Origin of the sequence: Beggiatoa alba B18LD, from assembly GCF_000245015.1 — a bacterium.
In the GTDB taxonomy this organism is placed as follows: domain Bacteria; phylum Pseudomonadota; class Gammaproteobacteria; order Beggiatoales; family Beggiatoaceae; genus Beggiatoa; species Beggiatoa alba.
In genome coordinates, this window is the sequence record NZ_JH600069.1 from 1 (window position 1) to 11,355 (window position 11,355).

11 protein-coding genes are annotated in these 11,355 nt (G+C 35.9%); 8 read left to right on the plus strand and 3 right to left on the minus strand.

The window, feature by feature from the left end; translation table 11 throughout:
- Positions 1-593 precede the first annotated feature (593 nt).
- The 4 genes from BEGALDRAFT_RS00005 to BEGALDRAFT_RS00020 all read left to right on the plus strand — a co-directional run bounded on the left by BEGALDRAFT_RS00005 (position 594) and on the right by BEGALDRAFT_RS00020 (position 2,839).
- The gene (locus BEGALDRAFT_RS00005) at positions 594-1,547 is read left to right on the plus strand and encodes a protelomerase family protein (protein WP_002682420.1); all 954 of its coding nucleotides are present in this window, start codon (positions 594-596) and stop codon (positions 1,545-1,547) included.
- Between the two features lie 100 nt (positions 1,548-1,647).
- Entirely contained in the window at positions 1,648-2,130 is a 483-nt protein-coding gene (locus BEGALDRAFT_RS00010; protein ID WP_002682421.1) for a hypothetical protein, read from the plus strand.
- Complete coding sequence (locus BEGALDRAFT_RS00015) at positions 2,131-2,616, plus strand: hypothetical protein (RefSeq protein ID WP_002682428.1); 486 nt, start codon at positions 2,131-2,133, stop codon at positions 2,614-2,616. It abuts the gene before it with no gap.
- A gap of 25 nt (positions 2,617-2,641) precedes the next feature.
- Complete coding sequence (locus tag BEGALDRAFT_RS00020; RefSeq protein WP_002682431.1) at positions 2,642-2,839, plus strand: SIR2 family protein; 198 nt, start codon at positions 2,642-2,644, stop codon at positions 2,837-2,839.
- A 158-nt stretch (positions 2,840-2,997) separates the two neighbouring features.
- On the opposite strand, the gene BEGALDRAFT_RS00025 is transcribed toward BEGALDRAFT_RS00020, so the two are convergent.
- Positions 2,998-3,459 (minus strand): DUF29 domain-containing protein, encoded by a 462-nt coding sequence (locus BEGALDRAFT_RS00025; RefSeq protein ID WP_002682433.1) that lies wholly within the window; start codon positions 3,457-3,459, stop codon positions 2,998-3,000.
- An 11-nt stretch (positions 3,460-3,470) separates the two neighbouring features.
- Positions 3,471-3,743, minus strand: a complete 273-nt coding sequence (locus BEGALDRAFT_RS00030; RefSeq protein WP_002682435.1) for a hypothetical protein — start codon at positions 3,741-3,743, stop codon at positions 3,471-3,473.
- A gap of 246 nt (positions 3,744-3,989) precedes the next feature.
- Here BEGALDRAFT_RS00030 and BEGALDRAFT_RS00035 point away from each other — a divergent pair, with 246 nt between their 5' ends.
- The 4 genes from BEGALDRAFT_RS00035 to BEGALDRAFT_RS00050 all read left to right on the plus strand — a co-directional run bounded on the left by BEGALDRAFT_RS00035 (position 3,990) and on the right by BEGALDRAFT_RS00050 (position 9,687).
- A complete protein-coding gene (locus tag BEGALDRAFT_RS00035; protein ID WP_002682436.1) occupies positions 3,990-5,345 on the plus strand; it encodes a hypothetical protein in 1,356 nt (451 codons plus the stop codon).
- Positions 5,346-5,347: 2 nt separating this feature from the next.
- A complete protein-coding gene (locus tag BEGALDRAFT_RS00040; protein ID WP_002682438.1) occupies positions 5,348-5,911 on the plus strand; it encodes a hypothetical protein in 564 nt (187 codons plus the stop codon).
- A gap of 69 nt (positions 5,912-5,980) precedes the next feature.
- Positions 5,981-6,199 carry a hypothetical protein gene (locus BEGALDRAFT_RS00045; protein ID WP_002682439.1) on the plus strand — a complete coding sequence of 73 codons (219 nt, stop codon included), beginning with the start codon at positions 5,981-5,983 and terminating at the stop codon, positions 6,197-6,199.
- A 563-nt stretch (positions 6,200-6,762) separates the two neighbouring features.
- The gene (locus tag BEGALDRAFT_RS00050) at positions 6,763-9,687 is read left to right on the plus strand and encodes a toprim domain-containing protein (RefSeq protein ID WP_002682441.1); all 2,925 of its coding nucleotides are present in this window, start codon (positions 6,763-6,765) and stop codon (positions 9,685-9,687) included.
- Between the two features lie 1,021 nt (positions 9,688-10,708).
- Here the strand turns inward: BEGALDRAFT_RS00050 and BEGALDRAFT_RS00055 are convergent.
- Positions 10,709-11,005: a hypothetical protein gene (locus BEGALDRAFT_RS00055; protein WP_157237523.1), complete on the minus strand. Its 297-nt coding sequence runs from the start codon at positions 11,003-11,005 to the stop codon at positions 10,709-10,711.
- Between the last annotated feature and the right edge of the window lie 350 nt (positions 11,006-11,355).

Below are 11,355 nucleotides of genomic sequence, written 5' to 3' on the forward strand. Positions count from 1 at the left end.
AGTGCTCACTCTAATTAGAGTGAGCACTATAGAAAAGAAAGAAAAGTATAGCACTACGATTTAAGTGCTATTGCGTAGCACTCTGATTGCAGGGGTATCGTAGCGTTATATAGTGCTATGAAGTTCATAGCACTACGGTAGCGAGGGGTTTTCGTAGCGAATACTATTTTTTGTATAGTACTACGAGCTTGTGTAGTACTTTATATTTATATATGTAGCACTTTAATTTTAAACATGTAGTGCTATATATTTTGTTTCATAGCACTATAAATATTTACAATACTATATTTTATGTTGTTATATGTAGTATTAAAAAATATGTCGTTTATTACTATATGTTACGTTACGTTATGCTGTTATTTATTTATGCGTATAGATGGATAAAAATAAGCCTGTTGTATCGTTTTATATTTTTTTGGTATTTGTCGCGCCAAACCGCTTTTAACTATTTGTAAATAAACAAATGTTATGATGTTACGTGCATATTTTTTATGTGTAACAGTTATATTAAAATAAAAATTTTAAGCACTACGTATTCACAAAACTATAGTATAGTGCTATAATGTTTTCATCATCAGTTAAGGGGAATTATCATGACAACTACAGCAAGAATTAACGAGTTTTTGGACGGTTTAGAGCGTATTAAATTAGCTGGTGACAATAAAGCGTGCATAAAAGCATATCGTGACGCTGTAAATGCTTATTGTAAAAAGGAACTTTCTTATTTACGTAGTAACTTAGCATTAACCACATTACGTCGTGCTCGTACTGATTACCGTAACGCCATACGGGCGCGTTTTTCAGGGCATGATTTAGCCGTAACATACACAGATAAATATGTGGGGAAAACGCATATAGCCGTTAAGTATCTAGTGCTTACGAAAGAAGAAACAAAAGCATACGAGACAAGCGAAGTTAAACGAAAAGAGCAGTATTTATATGGTGAATCTCGCTTAATCGTTTGTAATTATGTGGATATGGTTAAAAAAGCGGATAGTTTGCTCGATTCTAATAGTGTTTATGATATTGCTACGGGTTTAATGCTTTTGACGGGTAGAAGGTCAACAGAGATTTTTAAAAGTGCAAATTTTGAATATGTTGATAATTATCATGTGCTTTTTTCAGGTCAATTAAAAAATGCCCGTTGTGGTGTAACGGTCAATAATGCCCGTGATTCTTTCGTTATCCCTGTTTTAGCTGATGCCAATAGAATCATTACAGCCTTGAATAAAGTCCGCTCTATGAAGCCGTTAAGCGATAAATCAGAGAATGAAGTACATTCATTGACCAGTAACGCGGTAGGGAAAGCGGTTAAACGTAATTTAAACGGACATGTTAAGCGTGCTATTAATCAGTCTATTGATAGCCTTACAGATTTTAATCATTTAGAACCTAAGGCATTACGTAGTATTTACGTTCATATTGCACAAAGAAAATTTGCTCCTTTATCTGTTTTGAATACTTTTGCTACTGATGTTTTAGGTCATGCTACTAAACAAACCGCTGAAAACTATATGCAATATATGATTAACCCCTTAGAATATTAATTTTTTAAGATAGTACTATATTGCTGTTGACATAAACGTAGTACTATATTATAATTATTTTCATAGTAAATACTTAATCACTTCTTTAGAGGGTTTTATCATGTCAACAAAAGCTATTGATGTTTTTAGAGTTTCAACCCGTAACGCGGAAATTGCAGACAGTCTTAAACTACGTATTGAGAACGCGAAAAAATTGGCTAGTGTTAAAGCGCGGGGTAGTGTTTCCAGTGATATGGAATTGCTTGATTTTCTTTTAGGTTTTATTGAGAAAGATAACGATACGGATAAATTAAGCCGTAACGAACAAAATACTTTACGTATTCAGGAACTCGTTAAGAAACAAATGGATTTAAACGCTACTGATAATCAGGTTGTTTTGCTTGCTGATAAACCCGTGTTTGTTAATAAGCGTTATATATCAAGTGCGTGGATTCAGAAAGAGTTAGGCTGTTCTTATGTGGCAATTAAATCATGGTTCGATAATCCTGAGAATCAGGCTATGTTAAATAAACATCATGAAAAACATGGTATTGATTCAAATCATAACCGCTTGATTGCTAAAATCGCTCAAAAAGGGGAATAAATGGCTATTGATAAACCGCAAAAAATCGAGACTTCCCCTCATAGGGGCGCGATTGAAGCCAAAATTTTGCAGGGCGATAGTTATCAGTCTATCGCCAATTGGTGCAAAGATTCGCTTGATATGGATATATCGCACATGTCGATTAAGCGTTTTGCTGATAAACACGGGTTGAATGTGAAGCGAGATACAGGCGTTGTGAGTGGTTTATCTGATGATGATATGCAGGCGATTGTCGATGAGCGTGATAGTCCTTTATGCGTAGATATACCTACTTTTAAAGATGATAGTGAGTTAAAGGACTTTAGCCATAGAACTGTTAAAGAGATTTATGCTTATCAGTTAGCCGTTGTTAAGCACAAAATGCTTGCTTATATGCAGGGTAAAGGACGCTACCCACAAAACGAAATCGCAGGCTTAAAAACGATTCTCGCTTGTTTGGGCGGGCTTACTGACGGTAAAGACAAGATTATTGATGATGATAAGTAAAATACTTGTTTAAGGGCGTAAAAACATGGATATCGATATTGAAGAATTTGGTGATTATCTCGGGGTAGTTTGTCCTTATTGTGGTTATAAAGACACTGACATATACGAAAAAGAAAGCCATGAGGTGTATCAATGCCCTAGTTGCAAAAAAGAATACGTGTTTAAAGTATCTATAGTTTTTTTCTTCAAAGGAGAGGCAAAAAATCACGATAATAATAAGTAAAATACTTGTTTATTTGCAGGGATTAATGGACGGTAAAGACAAGATTATTGATGATGAAAAATGAAATCTTATTTCATTTTTCATCCAGCTCCATCCAGCTCCATCCAACTCCATCCAGTTTCATCCAATTAAAACAGCTTTTTTATTGATGGTAGTTTCTAGTGTGGGTAAAAATCATCATCTAATAGTTGTTCTATCGTGTATGGACATTCAACAGGAAAAATTGCTTGTGGCAAGTTTGTTTCTTTTACTGCAAGCAATACCGCTTTAGGGTATGATTTTTTTATTGTTTCTTGCAATTCACGTTTTAAACTAGGTATATCTTCTAATAAATCCATTAGTTGAAAGCGTTGTTCAATAATTGTTAATTTCCAACTTTTCCCTTCATAACCATTATATTTATCTATCAACAGTTTTAATTGATATTGCCATTTGAGCAAGTGGGCAATCAGGATTTTTAAATGGTTGCTTAATTCCCTGCGATTGCTTTTGCCCATATCTTGCAATTCTTCTATAAGATGTTCAATATCAATTAGTTCCAATTTGCCAGATTTTAATAGTTGAATCTGACTTGTAACCCATTCATTTACATCTTTTTCATATAAATCAGATGTTTTCATAAATAAATATCCTAATTATTGTGATTTTCCACACATAATTTTATTAAGTTATTTAAATCATCATACTTTTTAGTTAAAAACTGTTTACTTTCTGGTATTGCTAATATTTCTGGTGTTTCTAAATACTCTATTTCCCAACGTAAAACTTGCTCTAAAACAATATAAGGGTCTGGTTTACAAACTAAATTTTCATAAAATGGTAATGACATTAAAAACGCTTTTTTGTCATCAGCTAAAACAATAGTAGGAAGTAAAAACAATATAGATATTATGATTTTTCTCATAATTTGACAGGTTATTTTTGGTAGGAGTAATATAAAAACGCGGTGCAATAAATTACACCGCGCCCGCGCTTAATAACGATTGCGAGTCGATTACTAAGCACTTTGTCCACACTGAGATTACCAGTATGTACACTATGAAAATTATACAGCATTTTCACATCTATAAACAATTGATATTGTTTATATTTCTATTGCTGTCTGTTTGCTCAGTGTGGTCTATTAACCTTCACTTTAGAGCTTACAGATATGTACGCAAATACTAATCAATACCCCGCAATACAATCAAGCCCTACCATTACACCCGCTTTACATGTTATCGGTGTAGGCATGTTGCTTGTGGGTATAGGCACGGCTATTTATCTTTATCAGTCTTTTGCCGTCACTCCTTTAGAAAAAGTCATTTATGGCTTTATCGGTTTTTTCTTTTCGCTTCTCAGTGGCGTTTTACCCGTTGCTAGTCATCATTTAGGGCGGGCGGGTTATGGTTCTCTTTCGATTGTTGCGTGGCTTATTTGGGCTACGGTGTGTTTTACGATAGGCACACAAACACATCTTGGCTTTATGGCGAATTCGCAAGCCCATTATGAGCAGGAAACTGCTAGAAATAGCCTAGCCTCACAAGTCGCTAAGAATGACTTAGAACAGGCAAGTAAACGTATTGAATCGCTTGCGATTGATGAAAGTGTCGTTAATGAGTCTAAAGCGAAAATTGATGAAATTAATCAGGCGATTAATGCAATTGTCGCTAGTTTTAGCGGGTATATGTCGTATAGCAACGGGGTATGCACGCCAAAGACTGACAGTAAGGGGGTGCAATTTAAATCACGGGCTAATGAGGCGTGTGCTCAAATACAGCCCTTGCTTGCTGATTTGAATAAACACAGTGGGGTTGTTTCTCAGTTTAATCAGTATCAGCTTGCTTTAACCGCTAAGGGTCAAGCATTAACTGCTATGCAATCGGCGGGCGTGGTGTCTAATTCAGATAGTCTTGTACATCCTTTATTCGTAACGCAAGCAAGCCTATTGTCTTTTAAGCCTTCATTTATGCAAGCCTTATTCTTGGCTTTTTCTGCCGTTGCTTATGAAGTCTTAACGGCTATTGTCTTGTTGTTTGCTTCTAAGTTGTCCACTCCTTTAATGCCTCAATTTGTCAGTGCAGGCTACCAAGTCAATACGCAACCTAGCCGCGCTCAATTGCCTAGTGCAGGCAATCATGATGCATCCTTGCATCATGCAATGCGTAATGCAGGCAATCATCAGCATGATGTTGTTGATTTGTTTTTGCCCGTTGATAACCCGCCTGATACGTCATTGCATGATGCATCCTTGCATAATGCAGGCGTGCATAACGCAATGCGTAACGCATTGCATAACGCAAGCCCTGATACAGCCAATAGTGACGATTGCACCCCTGATAATGAACCGCTCAATACGTCATTGCATGATGCAAGCGTGCATAACGCAACTGATAGAAAAGTGGTAGGACAGACTTATCAGTGCGTAGCGTGTGGACAGGATTATCAGGCTCGAACTGTCTGGCAAAAGTATTGCCCTGATTGCGGCACTTCTAAGCGTTCTCAGTTTAAGAAAGCTAAGGGGTAATCATGAATTATCAACTTGTGTTTGATAAGGCTGTAAATCACTGGAAAGCAGGGAAGTTAAGCGATAGGGAATTGAATTGTTACATCACGGGTGCATTCAACGCTTTTGCTATTGCTACACATAACAATGATGTTGTTAAACAATGCTTATCGCAGTATTTGGGGTTGTCAGATAGCCTCGACGCTCAATTAAAGGCTTTAAAAGCGCGGGGCGTAGTGTCTAGCAGAGAATGGCTTAGATATATCCCTGCAAGTGAAATTGACTTTATCGAGCGTGATGAAAAATTTGGGGGACCGCATTACCTCATGGTATTAGAAAACGGTAAACGTGTTCAACTTACAAGCTTCTTTCAACCTGTCGATATAGCCATTAGAGAGTTTATAGGGACAAGATTCTACAAAGATATTTTTGTAGAAAGCAGTAAGGGACTAGGAATTGTAATAGAAGCAACTCGCACAAATTCAGATTATTATCAGATTGTTATGCGTATTGTTGCAATACACATTGCTGGAAAAGATAAAAGTATCGGCGATATAAGCCTACTTAATGAATGTCTTCGTAGTTAGGTATTTAACCGCGCCCGCGTTTTTTAACGTGGGCGTATTCATTTGTAACGTTTTTTTGAGGTAGGACTCATGACTGATAAGGCTTACATCGATGTAGAAATTCTTTTTCATCAATTGCGAAAAAAGTTGCTTATTATTGAATCAGCTTGTTTTTCACTAAACGAAATTCTATACGAAAATAGAGGGGTTTATTCAAATCACGCAATTTCTGCATTAGCAGGAGATGCCTTAGACGATTTGGGCGCAATTGAAGATGCAATGGATGCAAAAATGTCTCAAAAAATATGATGCAGTAGGTATAACTGCATCAATTACTGATGCAGTAGGTATAACTGCATCAATTACTGATGCAGTAGGTATAACTGCATCAATTACTGATGCAGTTATATAGCTAATAGATTAATTAATATAATTATTATTTTTTATGAAGTGTTCCAACAGTTAGTGCACTTAATAAATATTATTTACATGATTTTTCATTTATTTTCATAGTAAATGTTTTTATTTGATAACAACTTACTTATTCAGTAAAATCATATTTTTCTATTCATAGTAATTAAGCCGTGTGCTGGCTTCCAATAGGCATAAAAAAACCCTGAATTGCAAGTTTTCGACACTCAATTCAGGGTTACTATTCACTAAAAAATCGTATATGTAGGAACTACTAAGTCGTTATTATAGCTCATTTAAATACGAAAAAACAGGGGTTTTATTCCAGTAAAACCCCTTTGTATAGAATAGAGCAGTATGTAAATGTTTTAAATAGCTTTAAATATGTAAATATTTACATTAATCAAAATAATTAACGGTTTATCTGTAGTTTCCTGCTTTTACGAGTAGGAAAAATTTTCATGACTTCTTATCAACAATGGTTAATCGATAATCAACTCGCTATAGAATCAGACATTTATACTCACGCGCTTAACTGGTTAAATCAACAAGCGAGTGCAGACAATCACGATACAATCAGTACATTATCTTGTAATACTGATGATTTCATAACGTTATCAGTCAATGGAAAAACCGCAAAGAGTAAAGCGGGTTACAAGGTAATTAAAACCGTACAACGCAATAAACCCGTTTTAAACGTGCTTTATAACCATTTTAAAAACGGTCAATCTACGTATCAAAGCACTGCCCGCGTTAAAGAGTTATGGGAAGCGTTTAAGCTCAATAAACAGCCTTTACAGGCTGCTAAACCCATTACACAAACTATTCCCATATCCACACCACAAACCACTAAATCAACAGTTACCAGTGATTTAACAAAGTTCGATAAATTGCCTGTAACAGGTGTTAGTGAGTATCTAAACCGTAAGCAAATAGCCGTTAAATTGCCCGTTGAATTGCGTTTTAGTAACGATAAGCTAGGCAAATATATTGCCCTATTGGTAACTGATATTGAGGGCAATAAACGCGGTTTACAGCGCATTTATGACAACGGCGATAAACGTTTTAGCACTGGTTTAAAAAAACAGGGTGGATTTATTGCCATTGGTGACTATACAACAGCCCTGAATATCGCTATTTGTGAGGGATTCGCAACGGGTGCAAGCATACATCTTGCAACGGGTTATGCTGTTTTGTGTGCTTTAGACGCGGGCAATATTGGCAATGTTGCGACTCATTTAAAATCTTGGCTTACCACTAAGGGAAAATATACTGTTAATGTCGTTGTTTGTGCAGACAATGACATTAACAATTCTGAAAATGTGGGATTAAATAAAGCCTTGAATGCTTGCCAAAATACGGGCTTTAAACTTGCCTATCCAAAATCTGACAATTCTAAAGATTTTAATGATTTACATATTGAGTCTAGTTTAGAAGCAATTAAGCCGTGCATTGATAATGCAACGGTAGAGAACATTGCAACTAAGACGAAAAAGGCGATTAAGAACCCGCCTACGCCCGCGCCTGCACTGGATATTGAAGCGATAAATTCCACTGAGAACACGCCCGCGCCCGTTCTGAAAAAACGTAAGTATGTTTTTTGGTACGTTAATAAGAAAGGTGAATTAAAAATAAGTAACGTTGATTTCTTGAATTTCCTAGAAAAAAGCGGATTCTCTCGCATTTACTTGAACCCGTTAGAATCAACCTTAGTGCAGATTTTCAATAACTCATTGATAGAGGAGGCAAGCGCGGAAAAAATCAGAGATTTTACATTAAGTTATGTTGACAGTTTAGACGGTGTTATCACTGAAAAACATGACGCTAGGGATTTAAGAAGCGCACTTATTAAGGCAAGCAATGTTTATTTTGGTCATGCTGTATTATCTTGCTTAAAACCGCTTAAAAAACCGTTTATTACTGACAGTAAAACAAGTTCATACGTGTTTTATCGTAATGCTGTAGTCGTGGTGACTAAGGACAGTATTGATACTATTCCTTATTCACAACTAAATGGAATTATTTGGAAAGATTCCGTTTTAGACCGTGATATCGAGTTATTGCCTAAGTCTGAATTGCGCAATGGCATGTTTGCCCGTTTTCAATATAACGTGTGTTCGCCCGCTGATGTTAGAAAAAAACCGCCTACCAATGAGCAGAAACAGCTTATAAATAAACGCTTCTCAGTGCTAAAAAGCACTATGGGCTATCTAATGCACCGCTTTTGTAATCCTAACCAATTAAAAGCAACGGTGTTTTGTGATGAAAAAGTAAGCGACTTAGGCAATGAAGGGCGTAGCGGTAAAGGGTTAAGCATGTCTGCTATAAGACAATTTCGCAACGTCACGATTATCGATGGCAAATCTTTTGACTCAGGAAATCGCTTTAAATTTCAACATGCTACGCCGTCAACGGAAGTCATTTTTTTTGATGATATTGATAAGAATTTCAAACTTGAAGTTTTTTATTCAGTTTTATCAGAAATATCATTAGGTTCTCTCACAATTGAACGTAAGAATTCCCCACTTATTCCCCTGAAACAGGCTATAAAGGTAGCAATGACGACTAACCACACGATAAGGGGAGATAGTGCAAGTCATAGAGCACGCAAGCATGAAATTGAATTGTCTTATTATTATGATGACAAATTCACGCCCGCCGTCGAGTTTAGTTGCATGTTCTTTAGTGAGTGGGATAAATCAGAATGGTTACTTTTTGATAATTACATGTTGCACTGTTTACAGTTTTATCTTGAGCGCGGTTTGATTGAACCTGTTGTTATTAATCTGAAATTACGTAAATTACTCGATGAAACCGCTCACGAGTTTGTCGAGTTTGCTGATGACATACCACGCAACGAAAAATTTGATAAATCAGTTGTTTATGACAACTTTATAGAAGAATATCCCGACTTTAATCGCGGCTATAAAGCCATTAAACAACGGACTTTCACAAACTGGCTAAAAATGTACTGTGATTATAAGGGGTTAAAGTTCTCTGAATCACGGGGTCACACTAATTGTTATTTCACTCTCTCAGGGGTGGAAGTCGATAAACAGACAACGCACACACCCGACTTTATCGTTAATGATAACTCTCAGACTAATGATTTTATTGATATTATTAGCGTTGAATATCATGACTGGTGCAAGACTGAAATTAATAAACTGCCTTACCCCAAATCGACACATATTGCTGTTTGTGAATGTTTGACACGCTTCAAGCATGAATCAAAAGACTACAATATTAACGACTATCTAGCTGATTTAATTACAGCTTTACAGAATGATGTAAAAAACGGCAATGATACAACTCAGTTGATACAACTGATTTATGATTATGGTATCTATTCAACTAATGAAATACCTGTTGTTATACCATTTTAATTTTTAAATACAAAAGATTGAAAAACGCGCTTACCAAAAATAAAGCGCGTTTTTTTTGTCTGCGTATTATGTAAAAAAACACTTATTACGCAATATATTTTTTTATGAAAAAATACTTAACTAATTATTTTTTATTATTTTTTTAATAATTTCACACATAAAAACATAATTGTATCTTATTGTTTTTATTGTGGCGTAATATCGTAATAATAAATATCACTATCTAATAACACACCTGTTGTTTGTTTGTTTTTTTTCTTCATTCCCCACTTTTCTATTATAGTGTGTATCCACTATCTTTATTTTCTTATTACGATATTACGCAAATTAATAAAAACAGTAGGTTATGTTTTTTTTTTGCGCGTATTAAGTGGCGTAATATGTCTTTTTTACATAATACGCAAAAATAAAAAAACCTTGTCGCTTTAGGCGACAGATAAAAAGCGGGTCGTGTCGCCAAATTCAAAAAATTACCGTTGATTTTATTGATAAAGATGTTTGAAAAAGCGACAAAGCGACCGACAAATTTTGTGAAAAATCGATAAATTTTCACGTTTTGCGCGTCTATAGACGACCGCTTAAGCGGTGTGTGAAAGAACCTAAAGCTAGGTTTTTGACAGAGAAATTACAGAAAAAACGCTATTTTTTAGCAGAAAAACAGCCTTATTTCGCGTTATTTTCAATTTATCAATACGTTCACAAGCCATTTACAATAATGTTTCTAATCAGCTTTTTTACCTTTTATTTAACTTACAAAATGCTCCCCCCCTCCCCCTGCAATCACGCTATATCCGTAATAGTCCGTAATAGTCCGTTTTAAATTAATTCCGTTTTAATTTCCGCTAATAGAAAAAATTTTCCTGTAAAAAATTTTCTGGTAACGCGCCGAATAGACCGCGTCCTATGCACGCTATATCTGTGATAGTTCGCTTTAAATTTTTATAAACGAAGTGAAGCGACGATTTTAAAAAGTCTGTATCTAGCCAATAACTGCAAGTTTTTTAAACCCGCAAGCGAATCATTAGAAAGAACCTATTGCACCCGCCCTATGCACTGAGAACCCGCCCACTGGTAACACGCGCCGAATAACACGCGCCGAATAACACGCGCCGAATAACACGCGCCGAATAACACGCGCCGAATAACACGCGCCGAATAACACGCGCCGAATAACACGCGCCGAATAACACGCGCCGAATAACACGCGCCGAATAACACGCGCCGAATAACACGCGCCGAATAACACGCGCCGAATAACACGCGCCGAATAACACGCGCCGAATAACACGCGCCGAATAACACGCGCCGAATAGACCACGTCTAATGCACTGAGAACCCGCCCACTGGTAACACGCGCCGAATAGACAACGCCTTACATACTAAGAACTCGTTCACTGGTAACACGCGCCGAATAACACGCAATAGACACGTTACGAAAAAGAACGACATAACATATATATAAATACATTATTATTTATACAGTATATTGCCTGTAACAACACTATATAATAATTATATTATAGTGCTATATAATCAGCAATTAAATATAGTACTATAAATTTAATTAGTAATGTAATTTATCAATTATATACATATAGTTAAAATCATACATAATAACGCTACGAACACAACTAACTATTGTAGTACTATACAAAAAATAGTATTCGC

What these genes read in the sequence shown, in the direction of transcription:
- BEGALDRAFT_RS00005 (WP_002682420.1), top strand. Translation starts at nt 594, where the DNA reads ATGACAACTACAGCAAGAATTAACGAGTTTTTGGACGGTTTAGAGCGT.
- BEGALDRAFT_RS00010 (WP_002682421.1), top strand. Translation starts at nt 1,648, where the DNA reads ATGTCAACAAAAGCTATTGATGTTTTTAGAGTTTCAACCCGTAACGCG.
- BEGALDRAFT_RS00015 (WP_002682428.1), top strand. Translation starts at nt 2,131, where the DNA reads ATGGCTATTGATAAACCGCAAAAAATCGAGACTTCCCCTCATAGGGGC.
- BEGALDRAFT_RS00020 (WP_002682431.1), top strand. Translation starts at nt 2,642, where the DNA reads ATGGATATCGATATTGAAGAATTTGGTGATTATCTCGGGGTAGTTTGT.
- BEGALDRAFT_RS00025 (WP_002682433.1), bottom strand. Translation starts at nt 3,459, where the DNA reads ATGAAAACATCTGATTTATATGAAAAAGATGTAAATGAATGGGTTACA.
- BEGALDRAFT_RS00030 (WP_002682435.1), bottom strand. Translation starts at nt 3,743, where the DNA reads ATGAGAAAAATCATAATATCTATATTGTTTTTACTTCCTACTATTGTT.
- BEGALDRAFT_RS00035 (WP_002682436.1), top strand. Translation starts at nt 3,990, where the DNA reads ATGTACGCAAATACTAATCAATACCCCGCAATACAATCAAGCCCTACC.
- BEGALDRAFT_RS00040 (WP_002682438.1), top strand. Translation starts at nt 5,348, where the DNA reads ATGAATTATCAACTTGTGTTTGATAAGGCTGTAAATCACTGGAAAGCA.
- BEGALDRAFT_RS00045 (WP_002682439.1), top strand. Translation starts at nt 5,981, where the DNA reads ATGACTGATAAGGCTTACATCGATGTAGAAATTCTTTTTCATCAATTG.
- BEGALDRAFT_RS00050 (WP_002682441.1), top strand. Translation starts at nt 6,763, where the DNA reads ATGACTTCTTATCAACAATGGTTAATCGATAATCAACTCGCTATAGAA.